Consider the following 21,949-nt stretch of genomic DNA (forward strand, 5'->3'; position numbering starts at 1 on the left):
CGGTCACTGGGTTACAATTGCGATCTTTGATTCTGTCCGGTCTGCGACCGGACCTGCACGGGGACACCATGAACGCCGACGATTACGCTTTCCGCTTTGGTGGCATCGAACGACTCTACGGGCGCCGGGCCCTGGAAGCCTTTCGTCACGCCAATATTGCTGTGGTCGGTCTTGGCGGGGTCGGGTCCTGGGCCGCTGAAGCCCTGGCCCGAAGTGGCGTTGGTACCATCACCCTGATCGACATGGACGATGTCTGTGTGTCCAACACCAACCGGCAGCTCCACGCCCTGGAAGGCCAGTACGGCCGTACCAAAACCGACGCTATGGCAGACCGGTTGCGGGCGATCAACCCGGAAGCCGACATTCGGGTGCATTTTGGCTTCCTGACCACGAAGAACGTCAGCGAGCTGATCACCGAAGACATGACCGGGGTGATCGACGCCATCGACAGCGTCAAAGCCAAGGCCGCCCTGATTGCCCACTGCCAGCGCCGGAAAATTCCTCTGGTCTGTGCCGGCGGCGCAGGCGGACAGATCGACCCCACTCAGATCCAGGTGGCAGACCTCAGCAAAACAACCCAGGACCCACTGCTGGCCAAGGTTCGAAACCTTCTGCGGCGGGAATATGGCTTTTCCCGGAATCCAAAGCGGCGCTTCGGCATTGAGGCCGTATACTCCCTCGAGCAGCTGACGTATCCTGCCGGAGACGGGGAAGTGTGCCTGCAGAAACCGGTCACCGACGGCCCGGTGCGCCTGGATTGCGCCTCCGGCTTTGGCGCCGCCAGCCCGGTGACCGCCAGCTTCGGTTTATTTGCGGCTTCCCGACTCCTGAACCGGATTGCCCGGCGCGCCAACCAATAGATCAACGGAACTGAAACCATTATGCCAGTCAGCACTGTCCTGCTTCTTGCCAGCATTGGCGTTTTATCACTGTTCTGCCAGTGGCTTGCCTGGCGCGTGCGTATGCCCGCCATCCTGTTCCTGCTGGCGGGTGGCATTGCCGCCGGGCCTGTCCTGGGTTTTCTGGCACCGGAAGTGGTGTTCGGCGATCTGCTGTTTCCGGTTATTTCCCTGGCCGTTGCCATCATCCTGTTTGAGGGCAGCCTGACCCTGCGCTACGAGGAGATACGGGGCCATGGCAAAATGGTCCGCAACCTCATTCCGGTCGGTTCTATTGTCACCTGCATCATCGGAACCCTGGCTGCCCGCTGGCTTCTGGATGTCTCCTGGGCGGTCGCCTTGCTGTTTGGCGCCATCTCGATTGTCACCGGCCCCACGGTTATCGCGCCGCTGCTGCGCTCCGTGCGACCCGATTCGAAACTGGCCAACATACTGCGCTGGGAAGGCATCATCATTGACCCCGTTGGCGCTCTGCTGGCGGTCCTGGTGTTCGAGGGGATTGTCTCCTGGGGCCAGGGCAACGTGTTTGGCCACTCGCTGTATATCTTCGGCAAGACCTTGGCCGTGGGCTTTGTAATGGGTGCCGTTGCCGGTTATCTCAATGGCATCGTGTTGCGCAAGCACTGGATTCCGCAGTACCTGCATAACGCCGGCACACTCACCTTCATGCTCGGCGTCTACGCCATTTCGAACGAACTGGCCCATGAGTCTGGCTTGCTGACCGTGACGGTCATGGGCATCTGGATGGCCAACATGAAGCAGGTGCCCATCGAGAGCATCCTGGAATTCAAGGAATCCCTGAGCGTTCTGCTGATTTCCGCCCTGTTCATTATTCTGGCGGCGCGGGTTGAGTTTGCGGCGATTGCCGAATTGGGTTGGGGCCTGGTGGCGGTGCTGGCCCTGCTGATGCTGGTGGCCCGCCCCCTGAGTATTTTCCTGTCGGCCATCGGCACCAACCTGAACTTGCGGGAAAAGCTATTTCTGAGCTGGATCGCCCCCCGGGGCATCGTCGCCGCCGCGGTGTCAGCGCTGTTCGCCTTCCAGCTGCAGAAGCTGGGTTATGAAAGTGCCGGCGCCCTGGTACCCCTGGTGTTTATGCTGATTATCGCCACCGTTACTCTGCAGAGCCTCACCGCACGGCCGGTTGCCCGCCTGTTGAAGGTCGCGGAACCAGCGGAATACGGCTTCCTGATCCTGGGCGCCAATCCGGTGGCCCGTATGATTGGCATGGCCCTGAAAAAGTATGAGGTGCCCGTGACCCTGGCGGACACCAACTGGGAAAACGTCCGTCAGGCGCGCATGGAGAACCTGCAGGTGTACTTCGGCAACCCGGTTTCCGAGCATGCATCGACCCATCTGGACCTGACAGGCATCGGCAAGCTGCTGGTGATCTCCCCGTACAAGCACATGAACTCACTGGCCACGTACCACTTCCTGGACTGGTTCGGAAACAAGTGCGTGTTCAGCCTGGCCGAAGGTGATCAGGACCAGAAGGCCCGGCATCAGACGGCTGAAAAAATACAGATGACCCGGGGCCTGTTCGATGGCGTCAGCTACGCCAAGCTGGCCAGTCTGGTGAGCCAGGGCTACACCGTAAAGACCACCCAGTTGAGCGAGGAATTCGGTTACGAGGAGTTCCTGAGCAAATACCAGAACCAGGCTCTGGTGCTGTTCACGTTCGACAGCAAGGAACACGTCGCCCCGGTTTGCAGCATGAAAGACCTGAAACCGGAAGACGACTGGATCCTGATCAGCCTGGTACCGCCCCAGGCCCGCAAGGAACGCAAGGAGAAAGAGGGAGGGGAACCATCGGCCAGCCAGGATCAACCGGCCGATCAGGAACCCTCATCGACAATCTAGCACCAGCTTGCCGCGCACGTGCCCGCCTTCCAGCAGTTCGTGGGCCTGCGCGACATCATCCAGCGCGAACGCCTTTTCGATGTGCACCTTAACGTCGCCGTCCTCAATCAGCTCGGCAATCTCATCCAGGTGAAATACGTCGGGACGCACAGTCATGCCATGGGCGCGTAAACCCATTTCCTCGGCAGCACTGATGATTTCGTCGGCGGTAACCGTCGGGATGGTCACGAGGACTCCATGTTCGCCGAGGGTGTGCAGGGAGCGTTTGCCGGTATCACCGCCAACAAGGTCCAGTACCACGTCCAGACCATAGCACTCTTCGGCGATATCCGTGTTGCGGTAGTCAATCACCTCGTGGACCCCGAGTTCCGCCAGGAAATCCCGGTTACTGGCCGAGGCCGTTGCAATCACATGGGCACCGCGCTCCAATGCAAACTGCACCGCAAAATGGCCCACGCCACCGGCGCCAGCGTGGATCAGGATTTTCTGCCCCGACTCCAGTTTCGCCATCTCGAACAGAGCCTGCCATGCGGTCAGTGCCGCCAGGGGCAAGGCACCTGCAGACACCAGGTCCAGTTCTTCCGGCACGATGGCCAGTTCATCGGCCGCGGCCAGGGCATACTGCGCATAACCGCCACCGCCGGCCGGGAATCCGACCATGCCCATGACCCGGTCACCGGGCGCCAGAGTGGTCACGTTGGCACCCACCCCGACAACCTCTCCCGCGACGTCGTAACCGGGCGTCCATGGCAACGAATTCTCGATCTGCCGCGCCGCGAAACCAAGCCCCTTCCGGGTTTTCCAGTCGATCGGATTGAGCCCGGCACCGTGCACTCTGACGAGCACCTGATCGTCTCCGGGGACTGGCACATCGGCCGAGACCACTTGCAGGACGTCACGCTCACCAAAGCGATCGTAGATCACATGGCGCATCGTGGCTTCAGCATTCTGATCGGCAGTATTTTCCATGAGGATCTCCGGACAACAGGTTAAACGGGATTGGCTTTGAACAAGATTAGCTGAAGTAAAGCACAAAAGGCCTCGGGTGACCTACAGCCCTTTGCCTCCGGCTACCACAGCGGAACCGAGAATCTTGGCGAACTCTTTGGGCGCACGGGCAGGCCGCTGGCTTTTCAGATCAACACAGGCGTGAGTGGAAACGGCCCTGACAAGCGTCTTGCCATCCGAGGGACGAACGAGCTGGAACTGCCGTGCAGACCGGAACCGACCATCATAATCGGTGAGCCAGGTCCCCAGAACCAGTTGATCGCCGGCGTTCGCCGAGGCCAGGTAATCGATTTCCGTGCGGGTAATGGCCATCGCCTTGCCGGTTTTCTCGTGCAACTCCCAGGTCATACCCAGGCTTTCTATGTGGGCCCAGCTCACGTCTTCCAGCCAGCGCACGTAAACAACGTTGTTGGCGTGCCCAAGCCGATCGGTATCCTCGGCCCGCACCGCTATCTCGATCGTGAAAGGCGCCGGCAGATCCCAGTCAATATCGTGTTGCTGCATCAGTTGCTGTCCCCCAGACCCGGAATGGCCTGCAACGGTAGCCGACCAATACGATCATTGTGAAGTGAACCAAAGTACAGGTTGCCATCGTGAGGATTCACCGAGGTGATTTCCTGCAGATGGGTCCCCCGAGTGTCGTGGAGACTGGTAATAACCTCACCGTCCCGGTCGAACGCGATCACAAGACCATATTCTTGTGGCGCAGGTTTCAGGCTGCTCGGGAGTTTAGCCACCAGATCCTTGAGCCAGGGCCGGGGGTGCATGGCGTCCATCCTCGAATCTCTGAGGGTAGGAAACGCCACCCAGTAGCGCCCCTGATCATCCACCGCGAGGTTATCGGGAAAACCGGGCAGATTGTCGGCAAAGACTTCCGCCTGGCCGGCTTTGGGCCCGTGAATCCAGTATCGGAGGATGCGGTATTTCCAGGTTTCGTTAACCAGCACATAGTCGCCCTCCGGAGATACCGCAACACCATTGGCAAAATGCAGATTGGCCAGGAGAACCTCGGCCTTGCCGGTTTTTGGAGAGTAGCGGAGCAGGCGGCCATGGGGACGCATTTCCAGAAGATCCAGCATGTATTCCGGCTGGTGGAACTTGGAGCTGGCGTCGGTGAAATAAATGCGCCCGTCATCGGCAATGTCGACATCATCGGTGAAGCGGAACAGCGTTCCCTCCGCCTCGCGGGCCAATACGGTGATCTCGCCCTCAGGACTGATAGACAGCAGCCCCCGCCAGGAATCTGCAACGATCAGATTGCCCCGGCTGTCAAACACCATGCCCAGGGGCCGACCATCGGTGGACAACCAGTTTTCAACCCGGCCATCCGGGAACACCCGCACGATGTAGCCATCCTGGGTGCCGGTATAAAGCACACCATCCTCGCTCACGGCTGTGTCTTCGGGACCGTATACCTGACCCCGGGCGATCAGATCCGCAAGCCTCAGGCGCTCATTTGGCGCGACCTCACCGGTCAGCGGAGGTGGCGATGGCGGGTTCCAGGCTTTGCTGTCGACGGGCGAGGGAGTCAGCAGGAAACTGCCAAGTAGCAGGAAGACAACCAGCAAACCCACCATCAGCCATTTCATACACTCTGCCCGCCTGTTGTTGTGTCCATTCCGTGTGTCAGCGATAAGCCCACCTTAGCAGACGGGCCGGTGAGCAGGAAAATGCCCTACGCAGGGCACCATCATTCATCGGCGCTGAGGAAACGGCGGCACAGGGCAGCAAAGGAGTCGGCTTTCTCAGCGTGCAGCCAGTGGCCGGTCCCCTGGATAATACGCAGCTGTGCCTGTGGGAACAGTCGCTGGATATCATCCCGGTGTTTTTCCTGGATGTAGGCCGAATCCGCGCCCTTCAGAAACAGCACAGGACCATCAAACGGGCCATCACCCTCCGGCGCCCTGGCCAGATGTTCATAGCAGGCATCGATAACCGGCAGGTTGAGCCGCCACCGGAACATTGGCCCGCCCTCCTGCTGGTCTTCGCGAGGAATCCGTTCCAGGTTTTTCAGCAGGAACTGGCGAACACCCGGCTCTTCGACAAAATCTGCCATCAGCCTGTCTGCGTCCTGACGGGAACGCACACCGCTCAGATCCATGCTGGTCAGCCCTTCAAGAATAGCATCGTGCCGGGGTTTGTAGTTTACCGGGGCAATGTCGGCCACGATCAGTTTTTCCACACGCTCCGGCGCCTGGAGGGCAACCTGCATCGCCACCTTGCCACCCATGGAATGACCCAGCAGGCTCACCTTGTCCAGGGCCTGGGCGTCCATGTAGGCAATGACGTCGGCGGCCATGGCTGGATAGTCCATGGTATCCGTGTGGGGCGAACTCCCGTGGTTGCGCTCGTCCAGTGCGTGAATCTGCCACTGGTCTTCCAGACGGCGGGCGATACCCCCCAGGTTGTCCAGGGAGCCGAACAGCCCGTGCAGCAGTATCAGGGGCGGGCCTTCGCCAATAATGCGGTGGTTCAGCGCAACAGTCATGGGCAGTTAGTCTCCGGATTGGTCTGCGTTCTCAGACCGGATACATTACCACTGCCAGTCTTGCGAGCAAGTGCCGGTATTAGCGGTCATTTTCCGTGGACGAAAAAAAGCCGGGCAAAGCCCGGCTTGAAGGTCATAGACGTGACGTCTGAAGGATCAGCAGTAGAAGATGCTGTTCAGATACTCGGCAAGCTCAATCACGTTTTTACGCTCAAGCTCGGTATGAGGTACGAAGATTTCCTGTTCCATAAAACACCTCCTGATTGCTTTTCCATTGCTTCAACCTGATACCTTGATGCTATCGTTAAAGCCACGGGTAACCCTTGACAGGCGGTTGCACCCACTTGACATTTTGTATCAGTCATCATGACAGGTCGTTAACTATCAACGTGACATCTGCCCAATCAGACTCCACCAGCGCACCCCTGGTCGCTGCCTCCAGCACGCTGGCGCTGGTTCACTATCTGGAACGCCAGGGTGTTCTCAATGCACCACGGGTGGAACAGCTGACCGGGCTGGCCATGTCGGAGCTCACCGACCCGGACCGGCGCGTGCCCGCCGATGCCCATTACCGGCTGTGGGAACACGCCGAGCTGGTAACGGGCGATCCGGCTGTCGGGCTGCACGCCGGAAAAGTGGTGGATCCCGAGCGGATGGGACTGGTCGGGCATGTGTTTTTCAACTGTGACACCCTGGGTGAAGCCGTTACCCAATACGTGCGCCTGCATCGGCTGATCAACGAGTCGGTATTCCTGAGCTTCGAACAGACCGCCGACCAGGCCATTCTCTGCTGGCAACCGGACATGGCCGAACATTACTGTCGGCAGGATATGGACCGGACCCTCGCTGCGGCCATCACCCGCACCCGCCACTTCATTCATCCGGGCATCCGGGCGGAATGGGTGGAGATCGCCCACCCGGCGCCGGTGTACGCCGAAGAGTACGAAAAGCTGCTCGGTGGTCCGGTGCGGTTTGACTGCGGTATCACCCGGCTGGCGTTCAACAGCCGGCATCTGGGGCACCCGATACCACGCCGCAATCCCTACGTGTATTCGGCAGTACTGAAGCAGGTCAATACGCTGCTGGCGAGGCTTCAGAGCCGCCGCTCGTTCGGCCGCAGGATTCGCCGACTGATCTCGAAACAGATGGCGACCGAAAGAATCGATGCCGACAGCCTTGCCCGGCAATGCCATATGAGCCGTCAGACGCTCTACCGCAAGCTCAAGAAGGAAGGCCTGAGCTTCCATGGCCTGGTTGAGCAGGTTCGCCAGGACAAGGCGCTCAGGTATGTTGCGGCCGACCAGTACGCTCTGGGTGAGATTGCTTTTCTGCTGGGTTTTTCAGAACTCAGCGCCTTCAGCCGGGCGTTCAAGCGCTGGACCGGCACCTCACCGGCAGAGTACCGGGCAAGGCATCTGGCCACATCGGGGCCCTACGGCCACCGGGCAGATGAGGGAGCGCATTGATGGACGAGCTGTCTCTCGTTGCACTGGTGGTCGGGGCCGTTTACCTGGGCGCATTTGCCTGTATTTACCGTATTCTTCTGACCTATCGGACGACACAGGGCGCCATTGCCTGGGTCATTGCCCTGATCGGCCTGCCCTACCTGGCCGTGCCCATGTTCGTGCTGTTCGGGCGGCATCGGTTTGGCGGCTACGTGAGAGCCCGACGGCTTGGCGACGAATCCCTGACCAATCTGCTGAACCGGTTCGAGCAGCAAACAACCTCCATACCCATCCCCGCCAGCGAACGGTTCACCGACGAACTTCAGGTGCTCTGCCGACTGGGCCGGCAGCCGTTCACCGATGGCAACCGATGTACCCTGCTCAGGGACGGTGAGGCCACGTTCGAGGCCCTGTTCGAAGCCATGGAAGACGCCGAGCACTATATCCTTCTGGAATTCTACATCGTGCGGTCAGACCGGGTTGGCCGCCGGATCAAGTCAATTCTCGAGCGCAAACTGGCCCAGGGTGTGGAAGTCTGGTTTCTGTATGACGACATTGGCAGCGTCTGGCTGCCGCGCAAGTACCTGAACCAGCTCGCCGCCGCCGGCGCCCGCGTGGCCTCGTTCGGTAACGGCAACATCCGCCGGAGGCGGTTCCAGATCAATTTCCGGAACCACCGGAAACTGCTGGTCTGCGACGGCAAAATCGGCTTTGTGGGTGGCATCAACCTGGGAGACGAATACCTGGGCACTGCCATGGACCAGGAACCCTGGCGCGATACCCACTGCCGGATTGAGGGCCCGGCCGTCACCGGCCTGCAGCTGGCATGGCTGGAAGACTGGAACTGGGCCAGCAACGATTTTCCCAGCCTCGACTGGGCGCCGGTCAACAACCAGCCCGGCAACGACGAGGTGCTGATGCTGCCAACAGGACCCGCGGACAGCTGGGAAACCTGCACACTGTTTTTCCTCAACTGCATCAATAATGCCCGCACCCGGCTCTGGATCGCCTCGCCCTATTTTGTTCCGGATTTCCAGATCATGAACGCCCTTCAGTTGGCGGCGCTTCGGGGCGTGGACGTACGAATCCTGATTCCGGAGAAATCGGACAGCCGCCTGATTGGCCTCGCGGCTTACTCTTACCTCGTCCAGGCCTGCAAGACCGGCATCGGCATCTATCGCTACCAGCCTGGCTTCATGCATCAGAAAGTGATCCTGGTGGATGATCGATACGCGGCGGTGGGAACCGCCAACATGGACAACCGCTCGATGCGACTGAATTTCGAGATCACCGCCATAACCACCGCAAGGCATTTCATCCGGAGTGTGGAATCCATGCTGGAACACGATCTGGACAATTCCCGCCTGATGATCGAGAGCGACTACAAGGATCGGTCGATCCTGTTCCGCCTGTGTTGCCGGGCCGTCCGCCTGCTGGCGCCACTTCTATAGGCCATCCGTCCACTGGCTCCGGAATAGCCGATGTGCGACTATGCCAGGACGATTCAGCCAGTATGCAGTAGCGACAGATCACCATGAATGCCTTCAAGCCCAGAGAAACACTGACCGAACAGGTCGCACGCCACATCGAAAACCTGATTGCCTTTGGCCAGCTGCGCTCCGGTGAACGGATCTACGAGGGCGCCATGGCGAAACAGATGGACGTCAGTCATGGATCCATACGGGAGGGCTTGCTGCTGCTGGAGAAGCGGCATCTGGTCCGCAACGTACCCCGCAAAGGCGCGTTCGTGACTCCGCTGGATGAATACTTCGTGCGCAGCCTGTACGAGACCCTGGAGCTCTATCTCACCCACACCGGTCGCAAGCTGGTGCGTCACTGGCAGCCCGAGGACATGGCTCGGCTGGAGAGCCTGTATGAGCAAATGCAGGCCTGCTACAGGAAAAACGATCTGATGGCGTTTCTGGAGCTGGGCATTGAGTACACCAAGGCATCGCTGGCCTATGCCGACAACTACTTCATTGTCTCTGCCATTGATGACCTCTGGCCTTCGGCAAAGCGCTGTGCCTTCGTCGCCTTCCAGGAAGGAGGCAATCGTGTCATTGAGGACAACCTGTCCCACATGGAACAGTCAATCAGTGCCATCAAGGATCGGGATGAGGATCGCCTGGCAGACATCCTGCACCGCTATGCCCTGCAACAATGCCAGCAGGTTCTCACTGCCATTGAAAAGACCGGCAGCACAACGGCCTGACGGCACTCAGTAAAAGAGCTGGGTGAACGAGAAACCAATGTTCAGGTAGGCCGTCCAGTTGTCTTCGTTGTTGTACGCCGCGGCCACCTGAACGGGGCCGAGGAAGGTATCCACGCCGGCGAATACGCTGGACGATTTCACCGAACTGTCCCAGCTCGCCTCATCCAGAGAGGGCCAGGCATTACCCGCCTCGAACCCGGCGCCAACAAACCAGGGCAGCAGCGGGCCGCCAAAGGTCTGGCTGGCATAGGCTGAAACCATTAACGCGTTGTCTCCGGTAATCTCACCCGGCGCGTATGCCGATAGCCGGCGGAATCCACCCAGGCGGACGGCATTTTCAATTCCGGCGGTGCCCCGGGTTACCGCATGGCCGAAGACCAGTCCGGTCAGGGTCAGGCCTTTCCAGCTTCCGGTTCCCAGCGCCAGGCCGGTTACCGAATCGAACTCCCGGTCGGATCCCAGGCCCTCCCGTTCAAAACGTCCACGAAGGCCGGCAAAGCCACCGTCGCGAGGATAGAAAGTATCGTCCAGAGAGTCGTGTACCAGTTGCACGGCCAGCCCACCCTGGTGCACCGACCCCTCCGGCGCTACCGGTTGCCCGATCTGCTCGTCAACCGTGGCATAGCCCCGCGCATAGATCAGGCGAACTTCGGCATTGCCGCCGATTTCCATGCCCAGTGCCAGATCCGCTTTCCGGAAGGTCACATCCACCTCCGTAACGCGAGTGCCGGCGGCATCAAACAGGCTGAAGGTATCCCGGGAGTACTCGCCACCGAGCACCAGAAACCGCTCATAGCCGTAATCCAGCGGCTGATACCACTGGCTGCGAACCCAGGGCTCGGTGCCCAGCTGAACACCGGTCTGCCACTCCCCGCCCAGGGCATTGAGCTCGGTCATTCGAAGGGAAGAGGCAAGATTGAACCGGGTTTCCCCGTCAAAGTTATCCTCATAACTCAAACCGAAAGACAGGTAGTTCGGTCCCCAGCTCTTCTCCTGGACGCGGATGGTCAGAACGGTTCCCTCAGGCAAAGACGAGGTCGAATAAGACACAATCTCGTAATAGCCAAGCCCGTAGATCCGTTTGAGGTCGGCTTCCAGGCGGGCGGTGTCCAGTGGCTCTCCGATTCTCTGCCGGATTCGTTCCTTGAGGAAGTCCCGGGCCAACCGACGACTGTCTTCGATCTCGATGCGTGACACGATACGCGCACCCGCGTCCTGCGCCGACACACTGTCCCGCCAATCGGCCCAGGCCTTTCGGGATAATGCCAACGGACGCAGTTCGACGCCGTGTTCCCGGGCCGAGCTGGCGCCCAGCTCAAACAGAACCGGCGCATCGTAAAAGTCAGCGGAGGTGTAGCCTTCGAGGTCGGGGCGGATCAGAACATCGTCATCGGCGAGCAGATCCAGCTGCTGGTCGGTGTTCCGACGGGTCATGATGGTTGTGAGTTGACCGACAACGGAAAACGCGCCCCTCAGCTCGTCGGTTTCCATCAGACTGTCGGTAATATCCACTGCAATGATGATGTCGGCGCCCAAATCCCTGGCAACGCTGATGGGCAGGTTGTTGGCGACGCCCCCATCCACCAGCAACTGACCATCACGTTCCGCCGGCGCGTATACCCCGGGAATACTCATGCTGGCACGGATGGCCTCGGACAGGTTACCGTCACCAATGACGACCTGCTCACCGGTCTCGAGATCGGTGGCAACAGCCCGGAAGGGAATGGGGAGCCGGTCGAAGTCTTCAACCAGGGCGGCGTTGCGGGTCAGCTCGTTGAGGATAAAACCAAGATTCTGCCCTGCAATCAGCCCGCCGCCGACACGCAGGCCATCGGCGCGAACACCGATGCCCGGGACCACCGGAAACCGCCAGTCATCCTGCTTGCGCCGAACCGGCTTGTAGACCCGGCCGGGATCGTCGCGAAAGCTGGAAAGCCAGTCCATCTCGATAAAGCGCTGCTCGATGTCACTGACCGGCATACCACTGGCATACAGGGCACCGACCGCGGAACCTGCGCTGGTGCCCACCACCAGATCAACAGGAACCCGCATTTCCTCCAGAACCCGCAGCACGCCAACATGGGCCATACCCTTGGCGCCGCCGCCACTCAGAACCAGCCCTACCTTGGGACGCTCCTCAGCCGAAGCCATTGGTGCCAGAAGAATCATGATGACAGCGATCAGTCGAGGGACATTCCGGCCCCAGGGGTTGCACTGGCTCACAATTGAGTTATTTCCGCTCGGAGGAGTCGTCGTCCGCCAGTGACAGGTGGGATACGTCAGGTATCATCGGCGGCGGCAGGTCACGCTCGACACCCAGATCACTGCCAGCTGGAGCCAGGCTCCACTCGTCCAGATGCTGGAACATCGGTGGCTCCACTTCGGTCTTCTCTGTCAGGTTGACCCCGACCGGATCCAGACTCAGACCGGAGCCGGAAAGTATCGTATCCACCTTCTCGCCCGCCACCGGCAGACGATCGCCAGGCTCGGTTTCAGGAACCCCACGGCGCTGCTCTTCCTCCGGCGGGGCAGAGGGCGTCGGCTGCGGACGGGGCTGACTTGCGGGGGCCGACGGGGCTGGCTGTGGTGCCGCACTGGCAGCAGGCCGGGCGTCAGCCATCGGCTGGACATACGCTACCAGGCCGTGCTTTTTCAATACCGCCCGGTATTTTTCAGCCTGAACCTCTTCCAGCTTGTTGCGAATAACCACCGGCTGACCACTGAACATGCGATCAACCTGATCAAGAGAAGCCTTGAACAGGGTTCTGGCATTGTTGCGCGCCGTTTCCAGATCCGTGCCGGGAACGCATTCCCCTTTAAAGACAAGCTGAAACATGCGTTTTCCTCTCTAAGTCCGTCTTACCCACATCATAGTTGATCGTGCACCGGACCGGGAGCCCGAAAGCCCGGTCGTCACTGTATCGAGACTGCAAACAATTGAAAAATTAATGTCACATATCACGCAAAATGCGACAGACTCTGCGATAATCAAAAGTAACCAAACTTTACACTTGGTTACAGATTAACCGGAATGTCACCAGGGAGTGGCCTCCAATGACGATCACACGCTCACTTCGCCTCGCTGCCACAGCCCTTCTGCTGTCGGCACCGCCTGTTCATGCCGAAAATCTTGATATCCTGATGAGTCAGGTATTTCCGGAAGCCCAGGCGACCTATATCGGGTACGAAAGCGTTGAGCGACAGGATATCCCCGCCAGCGCGGCGGTCGAGCGCAAATACCTGATCGTGGATTTCCGCATGGCTTCTAACGACATGGCATCTGAACAGCTTCAGGCCAGTGTGCACAAGGTCTGCATGACTCTGCTGAAAGACCGCGACCTGATCCGCCAACTCTCGGATTCCGGTTACGACATGGTCTCGGTCGCTTTCGACCGTCGCTCGCAGTTCGATTGTCTGTAACCCGCCTGGCTCTTACTCTTCGCGGCCGAGCAGCTTCGGGAAGGCCTCAAGAGCACTGTTGACCGAGTCCAGGTTGAATGCCTCGACATCCGCAAGCAAGTTCTCTCCGTAACGGGTAACGGAGCGTGACCGGAATCGCTGGCCCCAGGCCAGCACCCGGCGTGCAAAGTCTTTCATCTGCTCTGGGTCACCACTTTCTCTCACCGTCCGCCATTCATCACCGAAGTCCGCCGCCAGCTGCTCCCTCAGCCAGCCCCGTTCCTGCATGCTAAGGGTCTGAGCCAGGAGGCGCTCCGATTCCTTTGGCGCTCCCTCGTCTTCCGCCTGCTCACCGGTAGCCTCCACCCGGGGCAGCGTTACCGTGAACACCGAACCATTGCCCGGTTCACTTTCCACTTCCAGCTCGCCACCCATCATCCGGGCCAACTTCCGGCTGATGGCCAGCCCAAGACCAGTTCCACCGTAGCGCCGCGTGTTCTGCCCCTCTTGCTGCTCAAAGGCATCGAAAATCCGCTCCACCTGATCCGGCGGGATGCCGATACCGCTATCGCTGACCGTGACAGTTAACGTGTAATACTGGCGTTCTGACGCTTCCGGGTTCTGTTCCGCTTCTGCCGACAGCTTCTTGAGCGGCTTCGCGGTTGCCCGAACTGTTACACCACCGTCATGGGTGAACTTGATGGCGTTGCCGACCAGATTGAACAGAACCTGCCGAAGACGGGTTTCATCCAGCATCATGGCGCCGGGCATTCGCGAGTCGACACTCACTTCCAGGGTTATGCCCTGTTCCCGGGCCCGCAGATCGAAAATGTGGCGAACATCATCCAGGAGACGACGGACCGATACGGCGGAATAGTCCAATCGCATTTTTCCCGCCTCGATTCGGGACAGGTCCAGAATGTCGTTGATCAGCATCAGCAGACTTCGACTTCCCGCCCGGATGGCGTCCAGGTAATTGCGCTGCTGCGGGTCGGTAACACTGTTGCTGAGCAGATCGCTGTAGCCGATCACCGCGTTCATCGGCGTTCGTATTTCGTGGGACATATTGGCCAGGAACTCACTCTTGGCCAGGCTGGCGGCCTCCGCCTCCCGGGCCAACCTCTCGGCTTCGAGCTTGGCGGCCCGCAACTCGTCTTCGCTCCGGCGCAGGGCATTCTCCGAACGGATACGCTCATCCACCTCCCGCGACAACTTGCGGTTCCAGTACAGGAAGATCAGCACGACCAGGATCGCGATCAGCACCACCCGCCGCACCACGGTGTAATCGGTCTCCTGCTCGATATCCAGGTGAATCCACCTGTTGTAGATGGATTCTGTCTCGCTGGCTTCGAGGCTGCCCAGCGCCTTGTTCAGCACCCGGTGCAGCTCAGGGTTGTCCTTGCGTACGGCCAGTCGCAGGTCGTACTGGTAGGGAGTGATGCTGGTAATCCTTAGGTTCGACAGTCCCAGCCGGGCGACTGTGTAACTGACCGCCGGAATATGGGTAACCATGACATCCAGGTCGCCGTTGGATAGCGCCAGAAGCCCCTCCTCCACCGTGTCCATCGGGTAAAGATCCAGGTTCGGATGATTGATTAACAGGTAATCGTGGGCCGCATGCCGGTTCACCACACCCACCCGTTCCGTGCGGAGTTCCCGGAGATCGCCGATAAAGCGACCGTCGTCCCGGATGGCAAGGGCGATGGGCACGGTCAGATAGGCCCTGGTAAACAGAAATGCCTCTTCGGTGCGCGGCGTCCGGGACAACCCGGGAAGAATATCCACCTCGCCCGAACGCAGCTTCTCTTCAGCATCCATGCGGCTTCCAGCGACAGAGCGCGTAAACCGCACGTTCAGCTCGGTTTCCAGCCGGGTCAGCAAATCCGGAACCAGGCCGGTGGGCCGGCCATCCTGGGTGTATTCGAACGGCGGCCAGTCCGCGCGAAACGCGACTTTCAGATCCGGATGCTGCTTGAGCCACTCCATATCCGATCCTGACAATTCCAGGCCACTTCGTTCGAGGGACGGCTGATCGGCCTGCAGCCACGACTGGCGGATGGTGCGGTGCTCGTTATGGCCGATTGCGGCAATGGCCTTGTTCAAGACCTGGTAAAGCAGGTCCCGATCGGTATCCACCCGCAACACCACATCTACCGGGCTGTTATCGAGCAGTACCGACAGACCAATACCATTCACCATCGCCGACTGGAGGTAATCGGACACCACTGGGACCGGCGCAAGAAACGCATCGGCCTGCCCCGAAAGAATCTGGCCGACGGCTTCGCTGACGTTGCTGACCGGCACCGGCGTAAACTTCTCGACGGAGTCCAGCATGGGATACTGGTTGGGGTCACCGGCAATAACCGCAATCCGCCTGCCCTCAAGATCGGCAAGGGTCCGGATAGCCGCGTCGCCGGCGCTGACGAACACGCCATAGGTAAGAGACATCAGGGGATCGGTGAAACGCTTGCCTGGCACCACCGGCATCCCCGGCATTCGAGTGGTCAGAACCGCATCGGTTGCCAACTCACTTCTGACCGGGCCGCTATCCTGCCCGGTCGCCAGGACGATGGGCTCCATGGCGACGCCCAGCTTGTCGGAGAGCCGGGCAAGGTAATCAATGTAGGTGCCCGCAAGCACGCCATTGCCGGTATCGAAAACCAGCGGCACCTGATCGCTGCGAAGACCGATACGAAACCGGTTCTGCCCTTCCAGCCAGGTCAGCTCCTCTTTGCCTAGCACGGGGGCCGGTGACGCTTGCGGCGGTTCCGCCCGCAGGGGGGATTGAAACAGCGCCAACAGGCAGCATAGTAGAAAGGCAAGGGTAACCTTCACTGGATATCCTTAAGGGTTCCGCTACATTTCAGGGAACAATACCTGCAAACGCCATTGATTTCATTCAGGCAAACGGCCAACGGGAGACGAATGTCCATGGACACCAGCAAACACACCCTCAGTACTCTGTTCGAGCAACTAGGCTTGGCGTCCGACGCCAAAAGCATTGAGGATTTTGTCGCCAGGTACTCGCCCCTGCCGAGCGAGGTTGCCATCCAGGATGCTCCCATCTGGTCCGAAAGCCAGTCTCACTTCCTGGAAGAAGGCCTGGAGGAAGACAGCGACTGGGCGGAGGTGATCGACGAGCTGGACGCAATGATGCGTCACTGAACCTCGGCACTGTCGCTGATCACCACCTGATCCCGGCCGGCGTCCTTGGCCTGATACAGGGCCCGGTCGGCCCGGTCAAACACCGACTCCTGGGTGTCGCCGGCAATGAATCCCGCCAGGCCAGCTGAGAAGGTTACAGTGACCGGCTCGCTGCGGAAGTGGAACGGCAGCCTGCCGACATGTTCCCGCAACTTGTCCACCACTGCTCGCGCGTCCGAAGGTTCGGTTTCCGGGAACAACACCACGAATTCCTCGCCGCCAAAACGAGCCACAAAGTCCGTGGTGCGCAAGCGATCCCTGAACTCCCTCGCAACCAGCTGCAGCACCCTGTCACCGGCCTTGTGACCATAGGAGTCGTTGATCCGTTTGAAAAAATCGATATCAAGCACACCGATGGTCAATGGATGGCTGTAGCGTTGCCAGCGGTTGTACTCGAATGACAGTCGCTCCTGCCAGGCTTCGCGATTGGGCAGCTCGGTAAGCAGGTCGGTCATGGCCCGGAGCCGCTCCTTGCGGACCTGTTCCTGCATCTGCTCGGAATGGGCCTCCATGACCGCCACTTTCTCCTGCATGGCCTCAAGCTGCTCGGAGAGCGCACGCTCGCGCTCGGATTCCTGGGTACGGAAACGGCCTACCGCCTGACCAATGGACTCAAGATGACGACTGACCGATTGTTTGAGATCCTGAAGGTCATCGCTCTCCTGCAAACGTTGCCCGACCCGCTCAATTTCCTCGCGGATCTCACGATCAAGGTGCTCTGAGGCGTCCAGTCTGCCGGACTGGGCCGAGGACTGGGCCGAGAAGTGTTCCCTCAACAGCTCCAGACGTTCATCAAGGCGTTTGAGAAAGGCTTCGAACTCGCGCTTGCTCCGGGTAACCGCAGCGATGACCAGCTCAGCCACGTGGTTGAGGCCTTCGCGCAATTCGTTCCAGTCGTTACTGGCGAGCAGAGATTGCTGCAGCGCCCGGGCCCGGGCCTCGGCGGCAGGCTCAAGGGAGACCTGGGTAAGCATCTGACCCAACAGCTGGCCCACACGGCGGGCAATGCGCAAACGCTGGGCGTTGTCCTCGATATCCTGTTCATTATCCGGAAGAGACTCCGGCTGCTCGCTGCTTTCCGGTAAAGGTTCCGCGCTGACCTGTTGCTGCTGTTGCTGGGGCTCTTGCTCTGGCTCTCGCGCCAGACGGGAGAAAAAGGAAGGCTTCCGGTCGTTGGCAGACTGGCGTTCGTCAAGAAGGGCAACCTGGCGATCAATCTGATCCTGCAAGTCCTTCCAGGCGTCCACATCTACCCGGTTCTTCCGCAGGTCCTTCCGGATGCGAGCCAGTAAACGGTCCAGCTCCGGGGTCTGGCCTTCGGAGGCGAGACTGGTGCGCACCAGCATGCGTTCAAGGGTATTCCGCTCCGCCCTCCACTGCTTTTCCCGATTGTCTGCAGACTCGAGTTCCTGAAGGTATTTTTCCTTCCAGGACTGATCCGATGCCATGGAGCGCTCCCGCCTAGCCTTGCTGTACTGTTGATGTGTGAAAAACCCCTAGATGACCCTTGCTGGTCTCAGGAACTCTCGTCACTGGTTTTACCATGATACCGATCGCGTCGTGCTCTGGGGTGACTCTGGTCATAAACCCGGGCCAAATGTTGAAAATCAAGATGAGTATAGACCTGAGTCGTGGCAATGTCGGCATGCCCCAGAAGTTCCTGCACTGCACGAAGGTCACCACTGGATTCAAGCATGTGGCTGGCAAACGAATGTCGCAGCAGGTGTGGATGGAGTTTCTGATCGGCACCACGGCTGATTCCCCAGCGGCCAAGGCGGGCCTGGATACTTCGGTGGCTGAGCCGCTCGCCCCGCTGGCTGACAAACAGGGCAGCCTCACCGTCATTGGCCAGCGCCCCTCTGTACGGCAGCCAGGCCTGAATGGCTGCAATGGCTTTGCGTCCGACGGGCAGCAGGCGCTCCTTGCCACCCTTACCCACCACGCGAACCTCACCACTGCGCAGATCGACGGTATCCAGATCCAGGCTTGCCAGCTCCGCCAGCCGCAACCCGGAAGAGTACATCAGCTCGAACATACATAGATCCCGCACTTCCAGGGGATCGTCCGGCTGCCCGTCCAGGAGATGATTCAGTTGATCCACATCTGCAACGCGGGGCAGACGGCGGCCACTCTTGGGGGCCCGGATATCCAGCGCCGGATTATCCGATGCCAGCTTCTCTCTGAGCAGGAACTGGTAGAAACGACGGGTCGCCGAGAGATGACGGGCAATGCTTCGCCCTGAAAGGCCCTCACGGCTGAGCGTCGCCACATAGCGGCGCAGGTCATGGTTGGTCACCCGTTGCCAGGCAACGAATCCACTGCGGCCCAGCCAGTCCGCCAGACGCAGCAGGTCCCGCTGGTAGCTGTCGCAGGTTCTTGGAGAATGGCGTTTTTCAGAAGCCAGGTGCCGGATAAACTCCGTCAGCGGCCCGGTCAGCTCATTGGGCACTGCCGGACTCTCCGGGACTTCTGACACGTTAGCGGGACTCCGTCGCCATGTCGGTGACCGGAGCAGCCGCGGTGTGGCGCTGCACCATGGGCGGCAGCAGGCGGCTGAGTGTGTCGCTGATGTAGCTCAGGAACAGGGACCCCATGCTCTGGTCAAAGTACCCCGGCTGGCAGCTACCGACCGCAAACACGCCCACCAGCTCGTCATGCCTCAGCGGCACCAGGGCTACCGAGGCAATGGGTTCTTCACGGTCCGGAAACAGGAACTCCCGTTCGCTGTCACGGAACTGACCGCACACAGCCCTCTCGCCTTCCAGCAGGCTGCCCAGGCGCTCACGGGCCGCAGAAGGACTGACCACATGCAGGGCGCCCTGCGAGGCCTCAGGCAGCTCAACATCGGTAAACAACAACACAGAAGCGGCGTCGAGACCGAAATCACCACGGATACTGTCATCAATGGCAGCAGCCATATCGTTGAGCGTCCGCGCTTCAATCACCTGCATCAGCAAACGCTTGCTCTTCTCGAACAACCGGTCGTTGTGGCGGGCGATGGATACAAGCTCTACCAACTCCCTGCGCAGGGTGTCCCGCTGCTCCCGGAACAGATGCACCTGACGTTCGACCAGCGAAATGGCCCGGCCACTGTCGTGGGGCAGGGTCAGGCTGCGCAGCAGCTCGTCCTGGTCGATAAAGAAATCGGGGTTGGCGCGCAGGTAATCTGCCACCTCTTCCCGGGTGAGCTCACCGACCTTCTGGCGGGCCGTTTGTTCTGTCATGGAGTACTCCTGGCTGTCAGGATCGTTGTTTATGGGGGCGAGCGCTCCTGCGTCGACGACCACCAGAATCACCCGGCAGCCTCAACTGCCCCTCAAATACGCTGGTTGCGGGCCCTTCCATCATAACAGGGGTCCCTTCACCCTGCCATTCAATGACCAGAGGGCCACCCCGCAATTCCACTTCCACGCGGGCATCCAGCAGGCCTCGCAGGCAGCCGGCCACCACGGCGGCACAGGCACCACTGCCGCAGGCGAGAGTCTCGCCCGAGCCACGCTCAAACACCCGCAGGCGGACATGGGTACGATCCAGAATCTGGAGAAACCCGATGTTGGCCCGTGCCGGGAAGCGGGGATGCCGCTCGAGCTTGGGTCCCAGCGTTTCTACCGGCGCCTGGTCTACATCCTCAACCAGCAGCACACCGTGGGGGTTACCCATGGACAAGGCGCTCAGCTCCACTGTCTGGCCGTCCACATCCACGGTGTAGACATCCTTTCGACGGTCTGCGGCGAACGGAATGGCCGGCGGATTGAACTCGGGCACGCCCATATTGACCATCACCATGCCTTCCCGGCCGACACGGAGCTCGATCACGCCCTTGGCGGTCTGGACGCGGATGACCTTTTTATTGGTCAGTCGCTGGTCCCGGACAAACCGGGCGAAGCAACGGGCACCGTTGCCGCACTGCTCCACCTCGGAGCCGTCCGCATTGAAAATGCGGTAGCGGAAATCGACATCCGGCAGCCCGGGCGGCTCCACCACCAGCAACTGATCAAAGCCAATTCCGAAATTCCGGTTGGCCAGTTCGCGGATCATCTCGGGGCGCAGACGAAAAGGCTGGCTGATGGCATCCACCACCATAAAATCATTTCCCAGCCCATGCATCTTGGTGAATCGAAGCATGGGGCCCTGGGTCCGTCGTTGCTGTGTCATCTCCTCGCTCCCGCTCATTCCGGAAGGCAGCTCTCGGGTGCGAGCTGGTCTTCGAGGGTTTCACGGCGGCGGACCACATGCACCTGGTCGCCATCGACCATCAGTTCCGGCGGCCGGTTCCGCGTGTTGTAGTTTGAGCTCATGACAAAGCCATAGGCTCCGGCAGAGCGAACCGCAAGCAGATCCCCGGCCTGCAGGCGCAGGTGACGGTCCTTGCCCAGGAAGTCGCCGGTTTCACAGACCGGACCAACCAGATCCCAGGCCTTTTCCTCACCATTCTGATGTGGCTTGACCGGGATAATCGCCTGCCAGGCGCTGTAAAGGGCCGGCCGGATCAGATCATTCATGGCGGCATCAATGATGGCAAAGTTCCGGTGCTCGGTGCACTTCAGGAATTCGACTCTGGTAACCAGAATGCCAGCGTTGGCAGCAATGGATCGGCCGGGCTCCAGAATCAGCTCCAGTTTTCGGTCACCCAGGCGCTCGGCCAGCGCCTTCACGTAATCCGACGGCTGTGGTGGCTGCTCCTGGTTGTAGGTGACGCCCAGGCCACCGCCCATATCCAGGTGATGGATGTGGATGCCCTGGTCCGCCAGGGAATCAATCAGGGCCAGCACCCGGTCCAGTGCGTCGAGGAACGGGGACACGCTCGTCAGCTGTGAGCCGATGTGACAATCCACACCCTTCACGTCAAGATTCGGCATACCTGCCGCACGGGCATAGACCTGCGGCGCTTCGGCAATATCAATCCCGAACTTGTTCTCTTTCAGACCCGTGGAAATATAGGGATGGGTACCGGCATCAACATCCGGGTTCACCCGCAGAGAGATCGGCGCCTTTACGCCGAGTTCTCCCGCCACCGCATTGAGCCTGTCCAGTTCGGTATCGGATTCGACGTTGAAGCAGCGCACGCCCACTTCAAGGGCCCGCTTCATTTCCCACTCCTGCTTGCCAACGCCGGAGAAGACCACCCGCGACGGATCACCACCGGCCCGCAGTACCCGCTCCAGCTCCCCGGCCGACACGATATCAAAGCCGGCACCAAGCCGCGCAAGAACGTTCAGCACCGCCAGATTGCTGTTGGCTTTTACGGCATAGCACACCAGATGCGGGTGCTCCCGAAGGGCGTCATCATAGGCCCGGTAATGCCGCTCAAACGTGGCGCGCGAATACACGTAGGCCGGTGTGCCAAAACGATCGGCAATGGCAGAGACAGGGATATCCTCGGCGTACAGCTCGCCGTCGCGGTAGTTGAAATGATCCATGAGTTTCCTGATTC

The 21,949-nt window shown here is 60.1% G+C and carries 19 protein-coding genes; 7 read left to right on the forward strand and 12 right to left on the reverse strand.

The window, feature by feature from the left end; genetic code table 11:
• Positions 1-68: 68 nt before the first annotated feature.
• Both tcdA and CFB02_RS12550 read left to right on the forward strand, forming a co-directional pair.
• Complete coding sequence (gene tcdA / locus CFB02_RS12545) at positions 69-860, forward strand: tRNA cyclic N6-threonylcarbamoyladenosine(37) synthase TcdA (protein ID WP_172835869.1); 792 nt, start codon at positions 69-71, stop codon at positions 858-860.
• Positions 861-881: 21 nt separating this feature from the next.
• Complete coding sequence (locus tag CFB02_RS12550) at positions 882-2,759, forward strand: cation:proton antiporter (protein WP_088558238.1); 1,878 nt, start codon at positions 882-884, stop codon at positions 2,757-2,759.
• Here CFB02_RS12550 and CFB02_RS12555 read toward each other — a convergent pair.
• The 4 genes from CFB02_RS12555 to CFB02_RS12570 all read right to left on the reverse strand — a co-directional run bounded on the left by CFB02_RS12555 (position 2,745) and on the right by CFB02_RS12570 (position 6,255).
• Complete coding sequence (locus tag CFB02_RS12555; RefSeq protein ID WP_088558239.1) at positions 2,745-3,728, reverse strand: NADP-dependent oxidoreductase; 984 nt, start codon at positions 3,726-3,728, stop codon at positions 2,745-2,747. The genes CFB02_RS12550 and CFB02_RS12555 overlap by 15 nt on opposite strands.
• Positions 3,729-3,809: 81 nt before the next feature.
• Positions 3,810-4,271, reverse strand: a complete 462-nt coding sequence (locus tag CFB02_RS12560) for an acyl-CoA thioesterase (RefSeq protein WP_088558240.1) — start codon at positions 4,269-4,271, stop codon at positions 3,810-3,812.
• Positions 4,271-5,356 (reverse strand): SMP-30/gluconolactonase/LRE family protein, encoded by a 1,086-nt coding sequence (locus tag CFB02_RS12565; RefSeq protein ID WP_088558241.1) that lies wholly within the window; start codon positions 5,354-5,356, stop codon positions 4,271-4,273. Before CFB02_RS12565 ends, CFB02_RS12560 begins: the two co-directional genes overlap by 1 nt.
• Before the next feature lie 101 nt (positions 5,357-5,457).
• Positions 5,458-6,255, reverse strand: a complete 798-nt coding sequence (locus CFB02_RS12570) for an alpha/beta fold hydrolase (protein WP_088558242.1) — start codon at positions 6,253-6,255, stop codon at positions 5,458-5,460.
• A gap of 389 nt (positions 6,256-6,644) precedes the next feature.
• On the opposite strand from CFB02_RS12570, the gene CFB02_RS12575 reads away from it, so the two are divergent.
• From CFB02_RS12575 to CFB02_RS12585, 3 genes are all read left to right on the forward strand, one after another.
• The gene (locus CFB02_RS12575) at positions 6,645-7,721 is read left to right on the forward strand and encodes an AraC family transcriptional regulator (protein ID WP_088558243.1); all 1,077 of its coding nucleotides are present in this window, start codon (positions 6,645-6,647) and stop codon (positions 7,719-7,721) included.
• Positions 7,721-9,151, forward strand: coding sequence for a cardiolipin synthase (gene cls / locus CFB02_RS12580; protein ID WP_088558244.1), 1,431 nt, complete (start codon positions 7,721-7,723; stop codon positions 9,149-9,151). Before CFB02_RS12575 ends, cls begins: the two co-directional genes overlap by 1 nt.
• Positions 9,152-9,234: 83 nt before the next feature.
• Positions 9,235-9,912 (forward strand): GntR family transcriptional regulator, encoded by a 678-nt coding sequence (locus CFB02_RS12585; RefSeq protein ID WP_088558245.1) that lies wholly within the window; start codon positions 9,235-9,237, stop codon positions 9,910-9,912.
• A 6-nt stretch (positions 9,913-9,918) separates the two neighbouring features.
• On the opposite strand, the gene CFB02_RS12590 is transcribed toward CFB02_RS12585, so the two are convergent.
• Both CFB02_RS12590 and CFB02_RS12595 read right to left on the reverse strand, forming a co-directional pair.
• Positions 9,919-12,135 carry a patatin-like phospholipase family protein gene (locus CFB02_RS12590; protein WP_088558246.1) on the reverse strand — a complete coding sequence of 739 codons (2,217 nt, stop codon included), beginning with the start codon at positions 12,133-12,135 and terminating at the stop codon, positions 9,919-9,921.
• Positions 12,136-12,142: 7 nt separating this feature from the next.
• On the reverse strand, positions 12,143-12,748 hold the full coding sequence (locus CFB02_RS12595; RefSeq protein WP_088558247.1) for a hypothetical protein: 606 nt from the start codon (positions 12,746-12,748) through the stop codon (positions 12,143-12,145).
• Between the two features lie 218 nt (positions 12,749-12,966).
• Here CFB02_RS12595 and CFB02_RS12600 point away from each other — a divergent pair, with 218 nt between their 5' ends.
• Positions 12,967-13,332 carry a hypothetical protein gene (locus CFB02_RS12600; protein ID WP_088558248.1) on the forward strand — a complete coding sequence of 122 codons (366 nt, stop codon included), beginning with the start codon at positions 12,967-12,969 and terminating at the stop codon, positions 13,330-13,332.
• Positions 13,333-13,344: 12 nt separating this feature from the next.
• On the opposite strand, the gene CFB02_RS12605 is transcribed toward CFB02_RS12600, so the two are convergent.
• Positions 13,345-16,146: an ATP-binding protein gene (locus CFB02_RS12605; RefSeq protein ID WP_088558249.1), complete on the reverse strand. Its 2,802-nt coding sequence runs from the start codon at positions 16,144-16,146 to the stop codon at positions 13,345-13,347.
• A 96-nt stretch (positions 16,147-16,242) separates the two neighbouring features.
• Between CFB02_RS12605 and CFB02_RS12610 the strand changes: the two genes are divergently transcribed.
• Positions 16,243-16,476 (forward strand): DUF2789 domain-containing protein, encoded by a 234-nt coding sequence (locus tag CFB02_RS12610; protein ID WP_008173223.1) that lies wholly within the window; start codon positions 16,243-16,245, stop codon positions 16,474-16,476.
• Here CFB02_RS12610 and CFB02_RS12615 read toward each other — a convergent pair.
• The 5 genes from CFB02_RS12615 to lysA all read right to left on the reverse strand — a co-directional run bounded on the left by CFB02_RS12615 (position 16,470) and on the right by lysA (position 21,935).
• Complete coding sequence (locus tag CFB02_RS12615) at positions 16,470-17,963, reverse strand: GGDEF domain-containing protein (RefSeq protein WP_088558250.1); 1,494 nt, start codon at positions 17,961-17,963, stop codon at positions 16,470-16,472. The genes CFB02_RS12610 and CFB02_RS12615 overlap by 7 nt on opposite strands.
• A gap of 68 nt (positions 17,964-18,031) precedes the next feature.
• On the reverse strand, positions 18,032-18,964 hold the full coding sequence (xerC, locus tag CFB02_RS12620; protein WP_088559247.1) for a tyrosine recombinase XerC: 933 nt from the start codon (positions 18,962-18,964) through the stop codon (positions 18,032-18,034).
• A gap of 28 nt (positions 18,965-18,992) precedes the next feature.
• A complete protein-coding gene (locus tag CFB02_RS12625) occupies positions 18,993-19,739 on the reverse strand; it encodes a DUF484 family protein (RefSeq protein ID WP_088558251.1) in 747 nt (248 codons plus the stop codon).
• A gap of 16 nt (positions 19,740-19,755) precedes the next feature.
• Positions 19,756-20,670, reverse strand: coding sequence for a diaminopimelate epimerase (gene dapF / locus CFB02_RS12630; RefSeq protein ID WP_008173211.1), 915 nt, complete (start codon positions 20,668-20,670; stop codon positions 19,756-19,758).
• Positions 20,671-20,684: 14 nt separating this feature from the next.
• Entirely contained in the window at positions 20,685-21,935 is a 1,251-nt protein-coding gene (lysA, locus tag CFB02_RS12635) for a diaminopimelate decarboxylase (protein WP_088558252.1), read from the reverse strand.
• Positions 21,936-21,949: the final 14 nt, after the last annotated feature.

The organism is Marinobacter sp. es.042, assembly GCF_900188315.1.
Lineage (GTDB): Bacteria > Pseudomonadota > Gammaproteobacteria > Pseudomonadales > Oleiphilaceae > Marinobacter.

Excerpts from the sequence above, each read along its gene's own strand:
- CFB02_RS12610 (WP_008173223.1), top strand. The coding sequence starts at position 16,243 with ATGGACACCAGCAAACACACCCTCAGTACTCTGTTCGAGCAACTAGGC.
- CFB02_RS12550 (WP_088558238.1), top strand. The coding sequence starts at position 882 with ATGCCAGTCAGCACTGTCCTGCTTCTTGCCAGCATTGGCGTTTTATCA.
- CFB02_RS12615 (WP_088558250.1), bottom strand. The coding sequence starts at position 17,963 with ATGGCATCGGATCAGTCCTGGAAGGAAAAATACCTTCAGGAACTCGAG.
- CFB02_RS12565 (WP_088558241.1), bottom strand. The coding sequence starts at position 5,356 with ATGAAATGGCTGATGGTGGGTTTGCTGGTTGTCTTCCTGCTACTTGGC.
- CFB02_RS12585 (WP_088558245.1), top strand. The coding sequence starts at position 9,235 with ATGAATGCCTTCAAGCCCAGAGAAACACTGACCGAACAGGTCGCACGC.
- lysA (WP_088558252.1), bottom strand. The coding sequence starts at position 21,935 with ATGGATCATTTCAACTACCGCGACGGCGAGCTGTACGCCGAGGATATC.
- CFB02_RS12625 (WP_088558251.1), bottom strand. The coding sequence starts at position 19,739 with ATGACAGAACAAACGGCCCGCCAGAAGGTCGGTGAGCTCACCCGGGAA.
- CFB02_RS12560 (WP_088558240.1), bottom strand. The coding sequence starts at position 4,271 with ATGCAGCAACACGATATTGACTGGGATCTGCCGGCGCCTTTCACGATC.
- CFB02_RS12600 (WP_088558248.1), top strand. The coding sequence starts at position 12,967 with ATGACGATCACACGCTCACTTCGCCTCGCTGCCACAGCCCTTCTGCTG.
- tcdA (WP_172835869.1), top strand. The coding sequence starts at position 69 with ATGAACGCCGACGATTACGCTTTCCGCTTTGGTGGCATCGAACGACTC.
- dapF (WP_008173211.1), bottom strand. The coding sequence starts at position 20,670 with ATGACACAGCAACGACGGACCCAGGGCCCCATGCTTCGATTCACCAAG.
- cls (WP_088558244.1), top strand. The coding sequence starts at position 7,721 with ATGGACGAGCTGTCTCTCGTTGCACTGGTGGTCGGGGCCGTTTACCTG.
- CFB02_RS12595 (WP_088558247.1), bottom strand. The coding sequence starts at position 12,748 with ATGTTTCAGCTTGTCTTTAAAGGGGAATGCGTTCCCGGCACGGATCTG.
- CFB02_RS12555 (WP_088558239.1), bottom strand. The coding sequence starts at position 3,728 with ATGGAAAATACTGCCGATCAGAATGCTGAAGCCACGATGCGCCATGTG.
- CFB02_RS12570 (WP_088558242.1), bottom strand. The coding sequence starts at position 6,255 with ATGACTGTTGCGCTGAACCACCGCATTATTGGCGAAGGCCCGCCCCTG.